Below are 15,004 nucleotides of genomic sequence, written 5' to 3'. Positions count from 1 at the left end.
CGGCGATCAGCCCGCAGGCGCCTTTGCATCACGATTCAGGCCATGAATCGCGACGCAGGGGCGTTTTTGTGGCGCGTTGGGGTCAAGTACGCAATCAAAAAAGGGTCAGCCAGTTGATGGCCGAACCCTTAACTACGATCCGAATCGCCCTGGGCATACTCGTCCAGGTCGCCGGCTTTGTCCCGCATGCTTGGCAGGCCGATCAATTCAGACCAGGCCGCCAGGTGGCCGTGCAGACTGCCACTCAGCTTGACCGGCTTCGGCCGCGTCAGACTGGCGGCCGCCTTGGCGTCCACCTCGCGGGCAAACACCCGTGAGTAGTCGCCAAGCACGCTGCCCAGTTGCTGCACGTAACCCCAATTTTGAATCAGCTCGGCAGGGTTCATTTTGCTCAGGACAAACAGGCTGAGCGCCGCGTACTTGCGCACCGCCACCGGCGCCAGCCCTGGCTTTGCTTCAGCGACCTGCAGGTACAGCGCACCCAGCTGATGAATGGCCAACAAGTCCGCCCGCTGGAACTTGTCGTACACCGCACTGCCGGGATTAAGCCGGTAGCAGTACACCGGCTCGTCAACGAAATTGATGCGTGTGATCCGCGGCATTAGCTGCCCGATCAGGTAAGCATCCTCCATCAGGTTAAAGGCGGCCACCGGCAGCGCGGGGGTGAACAGCCCGGCGCGAAACAGCTTGTTCCACAAGTAGCCGCGCAGGTCCTTGTCCTCCAGCCACAGGCGGTACCGCTCATCCCCGGTCGCACTGAAACTTTTCGCGGCAAACGGTTTGGTGAACCGCGACTTCGTGGCACTCAGGTAGGTGTAGTAGTTGACCACCGCCATGTCAGCGCCGCCAATGGCCGCAGCCAAGGTGGCCAGCCAGGTGGGCAGGACCAGGTCATCGCTGTCCATAAAGGTGATGTAGCGGCCGTGTGCCTGCGTCAACCCCACCGCGCGCGCGGCGGCCTGCCCCCCATTGGGGACCCGGGTCACTTTGATGCGCGGATCCCGGCGCGCATACGCGGCCAAAATCACCGGGCTGGTGTCGACTGAGCCGTCGTCAATCAACAGGGCCTCGAAATTGCGGTAATCCTGCGCCAGCAGGCTGTCCAAGGCTGCCGCCAAATATTTTTCTGCGTTATAAACGGGCATGATCACCGAGATCAACGGTTGCGTCATCGTGCTACCTCCGCGTGTATTTTACCATATCCCATCCAGATCTCGCAGGCTGTCAAATTCCCCTTCCGCCGCAAGCCTCGGCAGCAACGCTAGCCACCAAAAAAGCGGCACTCTCGTGAGCACCGCTTCGTTGTATTTCGTTTGTAATGAACGAAAGATTAACGCTTTGAGAACTGGCTCGCCTTGCGGGCTTTCTTCAAACCGTACTTCTTACGTTCCTTCATCCGTGGGTCACGGGTGAGCATGCCGGCACGCTTGAGGGGCCCGCGGAAATCCGGGTCAACACTCAGCAGTGCCCGTGCGATGCCATGACGAGTGGCGCCGGCTTGGCCGGTGAACCCGCCGCCGTTGACGTTAACCAGAACATCGTATGAACCGGTCGTTTCGGTGATACCGAAAGGCTGGGTCAAGTCGAGGATCAGGTTTTCGTACGGAAGGTAATCGTGAACGTCTTTGCCGTTCATTGTGATCTTACCGGTGCCAGGAACCAAGCGGACCCGGGCAACGGAATTCTTGCGGCGACCTGTGCCGCTATATGCTACTTCTGCCACAGTTGTGTCCTCCTTAAATTAGGTTCTTGATGTCGAGTACTTCAGGGTTCTGTGCGGCGTGAGGGTGATCCTCACCGGCATAGACGTGAAGCTTCAGGAATTGCTGGTGGCCAAGTGTATTCTTGGTCGGCAGCATCTTCTTGACAGCGTATTCGACAAGGCGAGCCGGGTTGTCCCTAAGAAGGTCCCCTGCGACTTCATGCTTCAAGCCACCTGGATGCTGTGAATGGTGGTAGTAGATCTTGTCGCTAGCCTTCCGACCGGTCAGCTTAAGCTTACCTGCATTGATCACGATCACGTTGTCGCCAACGTCAACGCTCGGGGTGTAGGTCGGCTTGTTCTTGCCACGCAGGATGGTTGCGACAGCCGAGGCCAAACGGCCAAGGCTAATATCAGTGGCGTCAATAACGACCCACTTGTGTTCGATTTCACCTGGCTTAGCCAAATATGTTGTACGCACGATTTGTTTCCTCCAATATTCTGTGCTGTTTGACACCTTATAAGTTTCCGGGGCTTATGTGGGGCAAACAATACCAGCGACTACTTTATCAAAATTCCGGCGAAAAGTCAACGCGCGATTAACCGCACCGACCCCACTCTTTATCAATCCAGCCGGCGCGCTGAATTGCGCGCACGACCCGTTTGCGGACTGACTAATGCTTGCGGCTCTCGCACTGGCCTAGTCAGTAATAGACCTCCTTGAGGTACAGGCCTGACGCCGGTGCCGTGCCGCGGGCCTGCTGGCGGTCCTTGACCTCATACAGGCGCAAAAAGTCGTGCACATCGCGGCGGCCATTGCCGATCTCCAGCAGGGTCGCCACGATAATGCGCACCATGTTGTACAAAAAGCCGTTGCCGTAAAACTCGAAGATCAGCTCGTTGTTGGCGGCGTCATCTTGCACCGTTGCTTCGTAGATCGTCCGCACCTTATCCTCGATCACCCCACCGCTGGCAGCAAAACTCGTGAAGTCGTGGGTTCCCACGACGTCTTGAAGCGCTAGGCGGATCCGGGCCACGTCCAACTGGTACGGGTAGTGGCCTGTGTACAGCCGCTTGAAGGGATCGGTGAACCGCCCGCGGGCGACGCGGTACCGGTACCGCTTGCCCTTGGCCGAGTAGCGCGCGTGAAAAGTGGCGGGGACGATTTCGGCATTCAGGATCTCAATGTCCAGCGGCATCAGCGAGTTCATTGCCAGCATCATCGACCGGGCCGGCAGGGTCCCTGGGTAATCAAACGACACGACCTGCCCCAAGGCGTGCACCCCAGAATCGGTGCGGCCGGACCCGTCAACGTGAATCGCCGGCACCTTGGCCATTTTTCCTAACGCCTTTTGCAAGACGCCCTGAACGGTGCGCTGGTGCGGCTGGATCTGGTAGCCGGCAAAGTTAGTGCCGTCATATGCGAGCGTGAGTTTGAAATGCGTCACGATTGTCTCTCCTAAAAAGCCTCGCAATCGGCGCGAGACCCCGTCTATGCTTTCAAGAAAATCAGGGCAATAGTCAAGCCGGCCATGATCATGCCGGCAACGATGTCCTTTCGGTGGTACTGGAGCACGCGGTACTTCGTGCGGCCGTCCCCGCCTTGATAGCCGCGGGCATCCATTGCGGTGGCTAAATCCTCGGCAATGCCGAAGCTGTCGACAAACAGCGGGATGAGCAGCGGCACCACGGCTTTCATCTGTTGGAACAGGTTGCCCGAGCCAAAATCAACGCCGCGGGCACGCTGGGCATTCATGATCTTGGTGGTTTGATCCATTAACGTCGGCACGAAGCGCAACGCGATCTGCAGGACCAAGGCCAGCTCGGTAACTGGCACGTGCAGCACCCGCAGCGGCTTGAGGAGCGATTCCACCGCGTCGGCTAGGGACAACGGCTGCGTTGTCAGCGTCAGCAGCGTGGACACGAAGATGATCAACACAAAGCGCATGAAGATGAACGCCCCGTTGGTCAGCCCGTACTGCGTGATCGCGAGCCACCCCCACGACCAGTAGGTAGCACCGCCTTTGGTGAAGAACACCTGCAGCATCACAGTAAAGAGGATCAGCCAGATCATCGGCCGCACGCCGCGCAGGAAAAACCCCAACTTGATTTTGGACGCCGCCACCATCACCATCGTCGCCATGAACATCAACAGGTACGTCTGCCAGTTATTGGCCAGGAAAATGATGCCGATGTAGTAGAAGCTGGCCATCAGCTTGGTGCGCGGATCTAGCTTGTGCACCCAGGAATCACCTGGGAGGTAGCGCCCCAGTAGCAATTTAGTCATGGGCAGGGCCTCCGATCTGCGGCAGCAGCTGGTCGGCCAACTGCGCGGTCGTTAACGGCAGCGGGTCAAAGCGAAAGCCCTGCGCGGTCAGTCGCCGCGCCATTGCCGCCGTTTTCGGCAGGCCCAACTGGTGGTCGGCAAGCCAGTCCGCGTCCTGGAAGATCTCCCGCGGGGTGCCTTCCTTGACCAACCGCCCCTGATCCATGACCAGGACGTGATCGGCGTAATCGGCGACATCGTCCATCTGGTGGGTCACGAGCACAATGGTCAGCCCTTGCTCCTGATGCAGCCGGTTGAACATGGTCATCATCTCGGCGCGCCCCGCCGGATCAAGACCGGCAGTGGGCTCGTCGAGCACGAGCACCGACGGCTTCATCGCGAGCACCCCGGCGATCGCGACGCGGCGCATCTGGCCGCCTGAAAGGTCAAAGGGTGACTGCTCAAGCACCTCTGGGGGCAGCCCAACCAGCGCGACCATTGCCGCCGCCTGTTTCTCTGCCTCTTCTGCCGGGACCCCAAAGTTGGTCGGGCCAAACGCAATATCCTTGGCCACGGTCTGCTCAAAGAGCTGGTTTTCCGCAAACTGGAACACCATCCCGACCTCGCGGCGAATGGGCTTCAGGTTTTTGTTGTTGGTTTCATTGGTGATGACCCGATCGCCAATCGTCACCGTGCCGGCAGTCGGCTTTAGCAGCGCGTTAAGGTGCTGAAGCAGCGTGCTTTTCCCTGAGCCAGTGTGGCCAATGATGGCGGTGTAGGAGCCGTCTTTGATGGTCGTCGTGACGTCTTTCAAGCCGTCACCGGCAAACGGCGTTCCCGCCTGGTAGGTGAAGCTCACATGGTCGAATGTAATGTCCACAGGTACTTCACCAGCCCTTCCTGATCAAGATAGCCATCCGGCATTTTGGCCCCACGGCGGCGCAAGGCCGCCTTCAGCCGCTCCGGGTAAGGCACGTCGAGGCCCAGAGACAGCAGTTCCTCACCGTGGGTAAAAAGGGCCGCCGGGGTCCCCTGCTCCACGATCTCGCCGTCATTCAAAAGCACGACCCGGTCGGCCGAAGCCGCCTCGTCAACGTCGTGGGTGATCGAGACCACCGTCATCGCCGAACGCGCCTGCAGCTGCTCGATCAGGGCCAGCACTTCACTGCGACCGGCCGGATCGAGCATGGACGTAGCCTCATCAAGGATAATAATGTCCGGCCGCTGCGCGATGATCCCGGCGATCGCCACGCGCTGCTTCTGCCCGCCGGAAAGGCGCGCCGGCTCGCGAGTGGCAAATTCAAGCATGTTGACCTGCACCAAGGCATCGTGCACCCGCGTCAGCATTTCTGGCCGCGGCACGGCCCGGTTCTCCAGCCCAAAAGCGACATCGTCCTGCACCGTCGCCCCGACAAACTGATTGTCTGGGTTTTGGAAAACAATGCCGACCTTCTCCCGGATCTTCCAGACGTTGGCCTCGTTCAGCGGCATGCCCGCAACCGTCACCCGGCCAGATTCAGGGGCCAGCAGGCCATTAATGTTCTTGGCTAGGGTGCTTTTACCCGAGCCGTTATGGCCAATGATCGCGACCCACTCGCCCTGCGCGATCGTCAAACTGACGTCGTGCAGCGCGGGCCGCTTGGCGTCAGGATAGCGGTAATTCAAATTTTCGATCTCGATGGCTGCTGTCACGAAGCGTCCTCCCACTCTGGCGCATTCCACGCCCTGGTAGGCCCCAACTCGGCCCACATAACTATGACATGATACCATATTTTCCCGCACCAGGCCCGGCTTGGCAAGGCGGCGCACCAAGGCGGACCGCCCTTCACGCCAGGGCGGACCATGCATCGCCCGTTCAGCGGCGGCCGCCATGTCTCCACTCGGCGGACCTGGCGACGCGGCCCCCAAATTTTGGGTACAAAAAAATCATTTGAGATGGAGACACCGGTTGCCCGGTGCTCTCAAGCTAGACTCGGCGAGGTCCGAAGACCTCAGGGCAAAGCCCCTACCAAGATGGCAGCCAACATCGTAACGCTCCATCGATCAAATGATCAAAGTGAACCGGCCGCAGGGGTCGGTTCGGTTTTAGATTTTTTGAACTGGGAAAGCCGAAGCTTAGACCAGTTCGATGACGACCATCTGTGCTGCGTCGCCGCGGCGTTGGTTGGTCTTCAGAATGCGGGTGTAACCGCCATTGCGTTCTGCATAGCGTGGCGCAACATCAGCAAACAGCTTTTGCAGCGCGGACTGAACAACAACAGTGTCGCCGTCTTCCTTGACGTCAGCGATCGTGTTCCGCAGGTATGCTGCAGCCTGACGACGGGCGTGCAGGTCGCCGCGCTTGCCGAGCGTGATCATCTTGTCAACGGTGGAACGAATTTCCTTGGCGCGGGCTTCGGTCGTCGTGATGCGTTCCTTGACGATCAAGTCGGTGGTCAAGTCGCGCAGCAGCGCTTTACGCTGGGAGCTGGTGCGCCCTAATTTCCGGTAGCTCATGGATTGGCCTCCTTTTAAGTATTAGTCTTCCTTACGCAGGCTTAAGCCGAGATCAGACAGCTTGTTTTTGACTTCTTCAAGCGACTTACGGCCCAGGTTGCGGACCTTCATCATGTCAGCTTCGGTCTTATTGGTCAGCTCTTGAACCGTGTTGATACCAGCACGCTTCAAGCAGTTGTAGGAACGAACAGATAAGTCGAGCTCTTCGATGGTCATCTCAAGCATCTTTTCCTTGTGGGTTTCTTCCTTTTCGACCATGATCTCCGCGTTCTTCGCCGAATCGGTCAGGTTAACGAAGATGTCCAGGTGCTCGGTGAGGATCTTAGCGGCTAAGCTGATCGCTTCGCGTGGTGAGATCGAACCGTTCGTCCAGACGTCAAGTGTCAACTTGTCGAAGTCGTTACGCCGGCCGACACGTGTGCTTTCAACCTGATAGTTGACCCGACTGATCGGGGTAAAAATCGAGTCGATCGGCAGCACGCCAATCGGCATGTTTTCGGTCTTGTTCTGATCCGCTGGCACGTAGCCGCGACCGGTGCGAACGGTCATGCGAACGTGGAAGTGGCCCCCTTCGGCAACAGTGCAGATGTACTGTTCGGGGTTCAATACCTCAACATCAGCATCAGTGACGATGTCGGCGGCGGTCACCGTGGCCGGGCCGTCAACATCGATCTCGACGGTCTTATCCTCATCCGAATGCATCTTCAAAGCGAGCTTCTTGATGTTCAGGATGATCTGGGTCACGTCTTCCAGTACGCCATCGATCGTGCTGAACTCATGCAGCACACCATCGATTTGGATATTGGAAACCGCTGCACCTGGCAAGGACGACAACAGGATCCGCCGCAGGGAATTCCCGAGGGTGGTCCCGTAGCCGCGTTCGAGTGGTTCGACCACAAACTTGCCGTAGTTGGTGCTTTCGTCAACCTTGGTGATGTTCGGCTTTTCAAATTCGATCATCTAGTTTGTACCCCTTTCAAAACGAGAAGTGAACGTTGCCCAAACTTGAAATGGTGGGGTAACAATTACACACGACGACGCTTTGGAGGACGAGAACCGTTATGCGGCACTGGGGTCACGTCGCGGATCGCGGTCACTTCAAGACCTGTTGCTTGAAGGGAACGGATCGCAGCTTCACGGCCGGAACCAGGGCCCTTAACAGCAACTTCAACGGACTTCATGCCGTGCTCCATCGATTCCTTCGCAGCGGCTTCAGCAGCCATCTGTGCAGCAAACGGAGTGGACTTACGGGAACCCTTAAAGCCCAGGGCACCGGCGGAAGACCAGGCGATCGCGTTACCACGCGGGTCGGTGATCATGACCAGCGTGTTGTTGAACGTGGAGTGGATGTGCGCAACGCCGGTCTCAATGTTCTTGCGAACACGGCGCTTGCGAGTGGTTTTTCTAACTGCCATCGAATTCTAACCTCCTTTATTTATTTCTTCTTGCCGGCAATGGTAACTTTCTTACCCTTGCGAGTGCGTGCGTTATTCTTGGTGTTCTGACCGCGAACGGGCAGACCACGGCGGTGACGCATGCCACGATACGAACCAATTTCCTGAAGCCGCTTGATGTTCAGGTTAACTTCACGGCGCAGGTCGCCTTCAACTTTAACGTTGTCGACGGCTGCACGGATCTTGTCTTCCTGGTCAGGGGTCAGGTCTTCTTCGCGAACGTTCTCTGGAACGCCGGCTTCCTTCAGGATCTTCTGGGCGGTCGTGTTGCCGATCCCATAAATATAGGTCAGCGCGATGACGATTTGCTTGCCGCGGGGCAAGTCAACACCTGCGATACGAGCCATATGATGACACCTCCTAGTTTAGTTTATGAACCTTGGCGCTGTTTGTGCTTCGGGTTAGCAGAGCAGATGATCATGACGCGGCCATGCCGGCGGATAACCTTGCAGTGCTCGCACATCTTTTTAACAGATGGACGTACTTTCATGATGTATAGCCTCCTCTTGGAAAACGCAGCCGAACTGCGATTTGGTCTGGCAATTTAGGTGCAGCGGTTGGCCACACACTTACTTGAAACGGTAGGTGATCCGGCCCTTGGTCAGATCGTAAGGAGACAATTCGACTGTCACCTTGTCACCTGGCAGGATACGGATGTAGTGCATCCGAATTTTGCCAGAGACGTGGGCCAGGATGGTCGCCCCGTTTTCAAGTTCGACTTTGAACATCGCGTTCGGTAAAGTATCGACCACGGTGCCCTGGATCTCGATCACATCGTCTTTTGCCACGAAATAAATTCCTCCTAATTGTCTGGATCACACGCGAAAACGCGGTGAGGGCAAGCCCTCAGCGCATACCGCGACATTGTAACATAATTCGACCCGTTTGAAAACAGTCAGGTCGTGGCGACGCGTTAGTTGAGTTGTTTCAAGACCGCTTGGACGTCAGCGAAGACCAAGTCAATGTCCTGATCACCGTTGACGGTAAAGAGCAGATCCCGCTTCTGATAGAAATCGATCAGCGGCGTGTTCTCCTCGATGTTGACTTTCAGGCGATTTTTCACCGTTTCCGGCTTGTCATCCTCGCGCTGGAAGAACTCGTGACCGCCACAACGGTCGCAAGTCCCAGCCACCTTAGTCGGATGATAGAGCTTATGGTACGTCGCGCCGCAGGTCTTGCAGATGTACCGCCCGGACAGGCGATCGATCAGCACCTCAGGCTTAACGTCAATATTGATGACGGCATCGAGGGGCTTATTCAGCTCCTTAGTGATGGTCTCAAGCGCTTCGGCCTGAGCCAGCGTCCGCGGAAACCCATCAAGCATGAAACCCTGATCGGTATCCTTTTGCTGCAAACGCTCCTTCACCATGCCCTCAACGACACTGTCGGGAACCAGCTGTCCTTGATCAATGTAGCTTTTGGCCTGCTTCCCCATGGCGGTACCGTTCGCCATCGCTTCGCGGAACATGTCGCCTGTGCTGATGTGGGCAATCGGGTACGCATCCTCGATGCGCTCCGCTTGGGTCCCCTTACCGGCACCAGGCAGTCCCATTAAAATGAGATTCATGTCGATCCTCCTAATTCTTCACGAGATCATCGCGGATAAACCCGATGTACTCGCGCTTCATCAGCAACCCATCAAGCTGGCGAACCAGTTCGATCGCCGTCATCACGACGATCAGAAGACTCGTTCCGCCCAGCCCAATGCTTTGAGGCAAGCCCCAAAGGTTGGCGGCCAGCTGCGGCAGCAGTGCGACAAAGCCAAGGAACAACGCCCCGACCGTCGACAGCCGCATCAGCAAGCTGGACAGATACTTCTCAGTTTCCTTGCCAGGCCACACACCAGGAATGTATGACCCCTGCTTGGTCAAATTCTCCTGCACTTTTTCCGGGTTGACCTGGACAAAAGCATAGAAGAACGTGAACAGGACGATCAGGATCGTGTAAATGACGACCCCTGGTGTCGTCTGCATGTTGAAGATGTTCGTCATGGTTTCATACCAGCCGGCACCTTGGAACCGTTTGGCGAAGGCCATCAGGATCGTCTGCGGCGTGATAATGAACGAACTGGCGAAGATGACTGGGATCACCCCGGCCACGTTGACCTTCAGCGGCAGGTAGCTTTCACTACCAGAAGCAGCGACCCGGCGCGTGTACTGAATCGGGATCTTCCGGTTGGCCTGTTGGACCCAGGTCACGAAGGTCACGACCAGCAGCACGACGACGACTAGGGCGACCATGAACAGGATGCCCTGCCAGCGATCAGCAGGATCGTTGTTCGTGATGTTATCACGCCACAGAGAAGCGACCCCACTAGGGAGGCGGGCAATGATGCCGGCGAAGATGATCATCGACACCCCATTACCGATCCCTTTGTCTGTGATTTGCTCGCCCATCCAAGTCAGGAGCATGGTGCCCCCAGTCAGGATGATCCCGATGACGACGTACGTCTGGATCGTTGGGTTCTTAACTAAACCCAGTGCGGAGAGTTGCTGGAAGCCCGCTGTGATCCCGACCGCCTGGAAGAAGCCCAGGAAGATGGTCAGGTACCGGGTCACTTGGTTCAGCTTGCGCCGGCCAACTTCCCCTTGCTTGCCCCATTCAACAAACTTCGGCACGATGTCCGTCTGCAGCAGTTGAACGACGATTTGCGCCGTGATGTACGGTGAGACCCCCATTGAGAAGATCGAGTAGTTGGCTAACCCGCCACCGGAAACGGTGTCGAGCAAGGAGATCAAGCCGGTCGATCCGACCTGCGTCAAGGCCTTAGCATTAACGCCAGGCACTGCGATCTGCGCCCCTAGTCGATAAACCAGCAAAACGCCCAAGGTGAAGAGGATCTTGTTACGGATGTCCTTGACCTTAAATGCGTTAACGAGGGTTTTCAGCATTAGATCACCTCAAGCGAACCGCCTGCTGCTTCGACTGCGCCTTTGGCAGCTTCGGAAGCCTTGTTAACTTTAACGGTCAGCTTCTTATCCAGCTTGCCGTTACCCAACAACTTGATACCGTCTTTTTCGTTCTTGATCAAGCCGGTCTCAACTAGCAGGGCTGGGGTTACTTCGGTCCCTTCATCGAAGCGGTTAAGCTCTTCGACGTTCAGGATTGCAAAGTCTTTGCGGTTGATGTTCTTGAAGCCGCGCTTCGGCATGCGCCGGAACAGTGGCATCTGGCCACCTTCGAACCCAAGCCGCGTCTTGCCGCCCTGGCGAGCCAGTTGACCCTTGGTCCCTTTACCAGCAGTCTTACCAGTACCGCTGGAAGTCCCGCGGCCAACGCGCTTGCGTGCTTGGCGTGCACCGTCATTCGGTTTTAATTCGTGTAACTTCATTCGTGTGGCACCTCCTTTTTGCGTAATGGATTAGTCCTTGACTTCTTCAACAGAAACCAAGTGGGAAATCTGAAAAACCGCACCGCGTGTTGCGTCGTTGTCAGGCTTGACGACTGAGCTGTTGACACGGCCCAGACCCAATTCCTTAACAATCTTGCGTTGCTTAGGCAACCGGTGAGCAGCACTGCGGGTCAATGTAATTTTTAATTGCGCCATGATGTGCCCTCCTAGTTTTGTTCTTGCAAGTGCGATACGGATACGCCGCGGAGTTCAGCCACTTCCTGAACAGTCTTAAGCTGCGTAAGAGCGTCCATCGTCGCGCGGATCATGTTGATCGGCGTGTTCCGGCCAAGCGACTTGCTGGTGACATCGATGATGCCGGCCAGTTCCATCACGGCACGGACCGCACCGCCGGCGGCAACCCCGGACCCTTCAACGGCTGGCTTAAGCAAAACTTCACCAGCGCCGAAGTGACCGATCGCTTCGTGAGGGATCGTCGTGCCAACGATTGGCACTTCGATCAGGTTCTTCTTGGCGTCTTCGACCGCTTTGCGGATCGCTTCTGGCACTTCCTGGGCCTTACCGGTCCCGAAGCCGACGTGACCGTGCTTGTCGCCGACGATCGCGATGGATGCAAAACGCAGCCGACGACCACCTTTGACAACTTTAGTGACACGGTTGATCGACACGACGCGATCTTCCAGGTCTAGTTGGTTTGGATCAATATATGATGCCATGGATTGGTTTTCCTCCTTCTTTGTTAGAATTCAAGGCCGTTTTCGCGAGCCGCTTCTGCAAGCGCCTGCACGCGACCATGATAGAGGTAACCACCACGGTCAAAGACCACTACTTTATGACCAGCAGCAACGGCGCGCTTGGCAACCAATTCGCCAACCTGCTTTGCCTGCTCGGTCTTGTTTGCGTCATCAGATACTTCTTTGTCGAGAGTGGAGGCACTTGCTAGCGTCACACCCGCTACGTCATCAATTAATTGCGCGTAGATGTTTTTATTTGAACGGAAAATGTTCAAGCGTGGGCGCTCGCTCGTACCAGAAATCTTACCCCGGACGCGTGCGTGACGCCGTTGCCGGGTCTTGTTTTTATCTGGCTTGGAAATCACAATGTTCACTCCTTTGATTAGCTGCTTGAGGCGGTGATGAACTAGGTCGGCTGAGTTTCAGCCGCCCAGTGACGCAGCCCCAGGCGCATGACACGGGCGAAGAGAACCTTCACCCCGAAATTAACCGGCAGACTACTTACCAGTCTTACCTTCCTTACGCCGAACGTATTCGTCAACGTAACGGATCCCCTTGCCTTTGTAAGGCTCTGGGGAACGGACCGCACGGATCTCGGCGGCCCACTGACCAACGACCTGCTTGGAGATCCCGGAAACGGTGATCTCGGTGTTGCTAGGCACGTCGAATTCGATTCCCTTCGGCGGGGTCATTTCAACGGGGTGAGAATAGCCGACGTTCAAAATAAGCTTGTCGCCCTGCTTTTGAGCACGGTAGCCGACCCCGACCAGCTTCATGTTTTTCTTGAAGCCCTCGGTAACACCGACGATCATGTTGTTCAGGTTGGCACGCGTTGTCCCGTGGACAGCCTTGAACGAATCGTCGGGACGGTCGAACTTGATCTCGTTGCCGTCTTGCGTCATGGAAATTTCTGGGGCAAAGTGGCGAGTCATCTCACCCTTCGGGCCCTTTACGGTGATGTTTTCGCCGTCGACGGTGACAGTAACGCCAGCCGGCACGGTGATTGCTTTATAACCAATACGACTCACTTGGAGGCACCTCCTTTTTAAAGTTTTATCTTACCAAACGTAGGCGAGTACTTCGCCGCCAACGTTCTTCGCGCGCGCTTCCTTGTCGGTGATCACACCTTCAGGAGTGGACAGGATGGCGATGCCAAGGCCGTTCAAGACCTTCGGCACAGCGTCAGCCTTCACGTAGGAGCGCAGGCCAGGCTTAGAGATGCGCTTCAAGCCGGAAATAACGCGTTCATTGTTCTTCCCGTACTTCAGGAACAAGCGAATGACGCCTTGCTTATCATCCTCGATCACTTCGTAATCACGGATGAAGCCTTCTTGCTTGAGGATCTCGGAAATGTTGATTTTCATCTTAGATGCAGGTACGACCAGGGATTCGTGACGCACCATGTTGGCGTTGCGAATACGGGTCAAGTAATCTGCGATTGGATCGGTCAAGACCATTGATTTAACCTCCTTTGACTGGGTTTCGGTTTACCAGCTAGCTTTGCGCATACCAGGAATTTGACCGGCATGAGCTAATTCACGAAGGCAAATCCGGCAGAGTTTGAACTTACGATAAACAGAATGCGGACGACCACAACGTTGGCAGCGTGTGTATTCTTGCACTGCGAACTTTGCAGGCCGGTTGTTCTTCACGATCATCGACTTCTTAGCCAAGTGTGACCCTCCTTTATTTAGCGAAAGGCATGCCGAGCTGCTTCAGCAGTTCGAGGCCTTCCTCGTCAGTATTTGCAGTGGTAACGATAACGACGTCCAAGCCGCGAACGCGGTTGACCTGATCGTAATCAATTTCTGGGAAGATCAGTTGTTCCTTCAAGCCCAGGGTGTAGTTGCCCCGGCCGTCGAAGGACTTAGGAGAGATCCCGTGGAAGTCACGCACACGTGGCAGGGAGACGTTGATCAGCTTGTCCAAGAAGTCGTACATACGCTCGCCACGCAGGGTGACCTTGGCGCCAATCGACATGCCTTCACGCAGGCGGAAGTTCGCGATACTCTTCTTGGCCTTGGTGATCAGCGGCTGTTGACCGGAGATCTGAGCCAATTCAGCAACGGCTTCGTCCATGAGCTTGGCGTTCTGTGTGGCATCGCCGACCCCCATGTTCAAAACGATCTTCTCAACGTGCGGGGTCTGCATCGTGCTCTTGTAGTTGAACTTCTCTACCAGTGCCGGTGCGATCTCTTTGTTAAAGCGTTCTTGTAAACGATTTGCCATCTGGGATTAGTCCTCCTTCCCATCAGTTTTTACAGGCGCAGCAGCGGTCAGTTCTTTGCCAGATTTCTTGGCGATCCGAACCTTCTTGCCGTCCTTAATTTCAGCACCAACGCGGGTTGGCTTGTTGCTTTCTGGATCCAGCAGCATCACGTTTGAAACGGCGATGGCTGCTTCCTTATCCACGATCCCGCCTTGCGGGTTCGCGTTGTTAGGCTTTTGGTGTTTCTTGATCATGTTAACGCCTTCGACGATGACCTTGTCTGCCTTAAGCAGGACCTTGGTTACCGTACCTTCTTTGCCGGCGTCTTTACCACGCATGACCCGAACTTTATCACCAGTCTTGATTTTCATGTCGCACCTCCTATTTGGTCAGAATGATTAAAGGACTTCAGGCGCTAAGGAAACGATCTTCATGAAATCGCCGTCACGCAGTTCGCGTGCGACTGGTCCAAAGATACGAGTCCCCCGTGGGCTCTTGTCCGCGTTAATGATGACCGCGGCGTTTTCGTCGAACTTGATGTAGGAACCATCAGTGCGGCGGGCACCCGACTTGGTGCGCACGATGACGGCCTTGACCACATCGTGGGCTTTGACAACGCCACCTGGTGTAGCCTGTTTTACGGTTGCCACAACGATGTCACCAATGTTCCCAGTCTTGCGGTAAGAACCGCCAAGCACTTTGATCACCAGCAACTCGCGGGCACCAGAGTTGTCAGCGACTTTAAGACGACTTTCTTGTTGAATCACGGGTTGGTCCTCCTTTCAAACGTA

At 56.1% G+C, this 15,004-nt stretch carries 25 protein-coding genes; all 25 read right to left on the bottom strand.

All coding sequences use genetic code 11. The annotated features are described in order from the left end of the window. Nucleotides 1-128 precede the first annotated feature (128 nt). A complete protein-coding gene (locus EKM85_RS02260; RefSeq protein WP_125584646.1) occupies nt 129-1,172 on the bottom strand; it encodes a glycosyltransferase family 2 protein in 1,044 nt (347 codons plus the stop codon). Nucleotides 1,173-1,330: 158 nt separating this feature from the next. Next, nucleotides 1,331-1,723, bottom strand: a complete 393-nt coding sequence (gene rpsI, locus EKM85_RS02255; protein ID WP_125584645.1) for a 30S ribosomal protein S9 — start codon at nt 1,721-1,723, stop codon at nt 1,331-1,333. A 13-nt stretch (nt 1,724-1,736) separates the two neighbouring features. Beyond that, nucleotides 1,737-2,183 (bottom strand): 50S ribosomal protein L13, encoded by a 447-nt coding sequence (rplM, locus tag EKM85_RS02250; RefSeq protein ID WP_125584644.1) that lies wholly within the window; start codon nt 2,181-2,183, stop codon nt 1,737-1,739. A 223-nt stretch (nt 2,184-2,406) separates the two neighbouring features. Beyond that, a complete protein-coding gene (gene truA / locus EKM85_RS02245; protein WP_125584643.1) occupies nt 2,407-3,150 on the bottom strand; it encodes a tRNA pseudouridine(38-40) synthase TruA in 744 nt (247 codons plus the stop codon). A 44-nt stretch (nt 3,151-3,194) separates the two neighbouring features. Further along, the gene (locus EKM85_RS02240; RefSeq protein ID WP_125584642.1) at nt 3,195-3,989 is read right to left on the bottom strand and encodes an energy-coupling factor transporter transmembrane component T family protein; all 795 of its coding nucleotides are present in this window, start codon (nt 3,987-3,989) and stop codon (nt 3,195-3,197) included. Beyond that, nucleotides 3,982-4,848, bottom strand: coding sequence for an energy-coupling factor ABC transporter ATP-binding protein (locus EKM85_RS02235; protein WP_125584641.1), 867 nt, complete (start codon nt 4,846-4,848; stop codon nt 3,982-3,984). Before EKM85_RS02235 ends, EKM85_RS02240 begins: the two co-directional genes overlap by 8 nt. After that, nucleotides 4,824-5,660 carry an energy-coupling factor ABC transporter ATP-binding protein gene (locus tag EKM85_RS02230; protein WP_225418919.1) on the bottom strand — a complete coding sequence of 279 codons (837 nt, stop codon included), beginning with the start codon at nt 5,658-5,660 and terminating at the stop codon, nt 4,824-4,826. The genes EKM85_RS02235 and EKM85_RS02230 overlap by 25 nt, the downstream gene beginning before the upstream one ends. Nucleotides 5,661-6,083: 423 nt before the next feature. Then, complete coding sequence (gene rplQ, locus EKM85_RS02225; RefSeq protein WP_125584639.1) at nt 6,084-6,464, bottom strand: 50S ribosomal protein L17; 381 nt, start codon at nt 6,462-6,464, stop codon at nt 6,084-6,086. Nucleotides 6,465-6,485: 21 nt separating this feature from the next. Beyond that, the gene (locus tag EKM85_RS02220; protein WP_125584638.1) at nt 6,486-7,424 is read right to left on the bottom strand and encodes a DNA-directed RNA polymerase subunit alpha; all 939 of its coding nucleotides are present in this window, start codon (nt 7,422-7,424) and stop codon (nt 6,486-6,488) included. Between the two features lie 65 nt (nt 7,425-7,489). After that, the gene (gene rpsK / locus EKM85_RS02215) at nt 7,490-7,879 is read right to left on the bottom strand and encodes a 30S ribosomal protein S11 (RefSeq protein WP_125584637.1); all 390 of its coding nucleotides are present in this window, start codon (nt 7,877-7,879) and stop codon (nt 7,490-7,492) included. Nucleotides 7,880-7,899: 20 nt separating this feature from the next. Beyond that, complete coding sequence (gene rpsM / locus EKM85_RS02210; RefSeq protein ID WP_125584636.1) at nt 7,900-8,265, bottom strand: 30S ribosomal protein S13; 366 nt, start codon at nt 8,263-8,265, stop codon at nt 7,900-7,902. A 23-nt stretch (nt 8,266-8,288) separates the two neighbouring features. After that, the gene (rpmJ, locus tag EKM85_RS02205; protein ID WP_125584635.1) at nt 8,289-8,408 is read right to left on the bottom strand and encodes a 50S ribosomal protein L36; all 120 of its coding nucleotides are present in this window, start codon (nt 8,406-8,408) and stop codon (nt 8,289-8,291) included. Between the two features lie 79 nt (nt 8,409-8,487). Then, a complete protein-coding gene (infA, locus tag EKM85_RS02200) occupies nt 8,488-8,706 on the bottom strand; it encodes a translation initiation factor IF-1 (protein ID WP_054663875.1) in 219 nt (72 codons plus the stop codon). Between the two features lie 125 nt (nt 8,707-8,831). Then, a complete protein-coding gene (locus EKM85_RS02195; RefSeq protein ID WP_125584634.1) occupies nt 8,832-9,485 on the bottom strand; it encodes an adenylate kinase in 654 nt (217 codons plus the stop codon). Nucleotides 9,486-9,495: 10 nt separating this feature from the next. Beyond that, nucleotides 9,496-10,809, bottom strand: a complete 1,314-nt coding sequence (gene secY, locus EKM85_RS02190; RefSeq protein ID WP_125584633.1) for a preprotein translocase subunit SecY — start codon at nt 10,807-10,809, stop codon at nt 9,496-9,498. Continuing rightward, nucleotides 10,809-11,249: a 50S ribosomal protein L15 gene (gene rplO, locus EKM85_RS02185; RefSeq protein ID WP_125584632.1), complete on the bottom strand. Its 441-nt coding sequence runs from the start codon at nt 11,247-11,249 to the stop codon at nt 10,809-10,811. Before rplO ends, secY begins: the two co-directional genes overlap by 1 nt. A 30-nt stretch (nt 11,250-11,279) precedes the next feature. Next, the gene (rpmD, locus tag EKM85_RS02180; protein WP_125584631.1) at nt 11,280-11,465 is read right to left on the bottom strand and encodes a 50S ribosomal protein L30; all 186 of its coding nucleotides are present in this window, start codon (nt 11,463-11,465) and stop codon (nt 11,280-11,282) included. Between the two features lie 11 nt (nt 11,466-11,476). Next, a complete protein-coding gene (gene rpsE / locus EKM85_RS02175; RefSeq protein WP_125584630.1) occupies nt 11,477-11,986 on the bottom strand; it encodes a 30S ribosomal protein S5 in 510 nt (169 codons plus the stop codon). Nucleotides 11,987-12,009: 23 nt separating this feature from the next. Continuing rightward, nucleotides 12,010-12,369: a 50S ribosomal protein L18 gene (gene rplR / locus EKM85_RS02170; protein ID WP_125584629.1), complete on the bottom strand. Its 360-nt coding sequence runs from the start codon at nt 12,367-12,369 to the stop codon at nt 12,010-12,012. A 132-nt stretch (nt 12,370-12,501) separates the two neighbouring features. Next, nucleotides 12,502-13,032 (bottom strand): 50S ribosomal protein L6, encoded by a 531-nt coding sequence (gene rplF / locus EKM85_RS02165; protein ID WP_125584628.1) that lies wholly within the window; start codon nt 13,030-13,032, stop codon nt 12,502-12,504. Nucleotides 13,033-13,062: 30 nt separating this feature from the next. Then, nucleotides 13,063-13,461 carry a 30S ribosomal protein S8 gene (gene rpsH / locus EKM85_RS02160; protein WP_054663852.1) on the bottom strand — a complete coding sequence of 133 codons (399 nt, stop codon included), beginning with the start codon at nt 13,459-13,461 and terminating at the stop codon, nt 13,063-13,065. 30 nt (nt 13,462-13,491) lie between these two features. Further along, complete coding sequence (locus EKM85_RS02155) at nt 13,492-13,677, bottom strand: type Z 30S ribosomal protein S14 (RefSeq protein WP_054717680.1); 186 nt, start codon at nt 13,675-13,677, stop codon at nt 13,492-13,494. Nucleotides 13,678-13,690: 13 nt separating this feature from the next. Next, nucleotides 13,691-14,233, bottom strand: a complete 543-nt coding sequence (rplE, locus tag EKM85_RS02150) for a 50S ribosomal protein L5 (RefSeq protein WP_125584627.1) — start codon at nt 14,231-14,233, stop codon at nt 13,691-13,693. A gap of 6 nt (nt 14,234-14,239) precedes the next feature. Further along, nucleotides 14,240-14,584: a 50S ribosomal protein L24 gene (rplX, locus tag EKM85_RS02145; protein WP_125584626.1), complete on the bottom strand. Its 345-nt coding sequence runs from the start codon at nt 14,582-14,584 to the stop codon at nt 14,240-14,242. 27 nt (nt 14,585-14,611) lie between these two features. Continuing rightward, on the bottom strand, nt 14,612-14,980 hold the full coding sequence (gene rplN / locus EKM85_RS02140) for a 50S ribosomal protein L14 (protein ID WP_125584625.1): 369 nt from the start codon (nt 14,978-14,980) through the stop codon (nt 14,612-14,614). Nucleotides 14,981-15,004: the final 24 nt, after the last annotated feature.

The organism is Lacticaseibacillus jixianensis (genome assembly GCF_003946485.1).
Lineage (GTDB): Bacteria > Bacillota > Bacilli > Lactobacillales > Lactobacillaceae > Lacticaseibacillus > Lacticaseibacillus jixianensis.
Note: the sequence above shows the minus strand (reverse complement) of the source record. Positions and strands in the feature narration are given on the sequence as shown.

Coding starts and splice junctions, on each gene's coding strand:
- rpsH (WP_054663852.1), bottom strand. CDS start 13,461: ATGGTCTTGACCGATCCAATCGCAGATTACTTGACCCGTATTCGCAAC.
- rpsE (WP_125584630.1), bottom strand. CDS start 11,986: ATGGCATCATATATTGATCCAAACCAACTAGACCTGGAAGATCGCGTC.
- rplE (WP_125584627.1), bottom strand. CDS start 14,233: ATGGCAAATCGTTTACAAGAACGCTTTAACAAAGAGATCGCACCGGCA.
- rpsM (WP_125584636.1), bottom strand. CDS start 8,265: ATGGCTCGTATCGCAGGTGTTGACTTGCCCCGCGGCAAGCAAATCGTC.
- secY (WP_125584633.1), bottom strand. CDS start 10,809: ATGCTGAAAACCCTCGTTAACGCATTTAAGGTCAAGGACATCCGTAAC.
- EKM85_RS02195 (WP_125584634.1), bottom strand. CDS start 9,485: ATGAATCTCATTTTAATGGGACTGCCTGGTGCCGGTAAGGGGACCCAA.
- EKM85_RS02260 (WP_125584646.1), bottom strand. CDS start 1,172: ATGACGCAACCGTTGATCTCGGTGATCATGCCCGTTTATAACGCAGAA.
- EKM85_RS02220 (WP_125584638.1), bottom strand. CDS start 7,424: ATGATCGAATTTGAAAAGCCGAACATCACCAAGGTTGACGAAAGCACC.
- EKM85_RS02240 (WP_125584642.1), bottom strand. CDS start 3,989: ATGACTAAATTGCTACTGGGGCGCTACCTCCCAGGTGATTCCTGGGTG.
- rplX (WP_125584626.1), bottom strand. CDS start 14,584: ATGAAAATCAAGACTGGTGATAAAGTTCGGGTCATGCGTGGTAAAGAC.
- rpsK (WP_125584637.1), bottom strand. CDS start 7,879: ATGGCAGTTAGAAAAACCACTCGCAAGCGCCGTGTTCGCAAGAACATT.
- rplQ (WP_125584639.1), bottom strand. CDS start 6,464: ATGAGCTACCGGAAATTAGGGCGCACCAGCTCCCAGCGTAAAGCGCTG.
- rpmD (WP_125584631.1), bottom strand. CDS start 11,465: ATGGCGCAATTAAAAATTACATTGACCCGCAGTGCTGCTCACCGGTTG.
- rplO (WP_125584632.1), bottom strand. CDS start 11,249: ATGAAGTTACACGAATTAAAACCGAATGACGGTGCACGCCAAGCACGC.
- rpmJ (WP_125584635.1), bottom strand. CDS start 8,408: ATGAAAGTACGTCCATCTGTTAAAAAGATGTGCGAGCACTGCAAGGTT.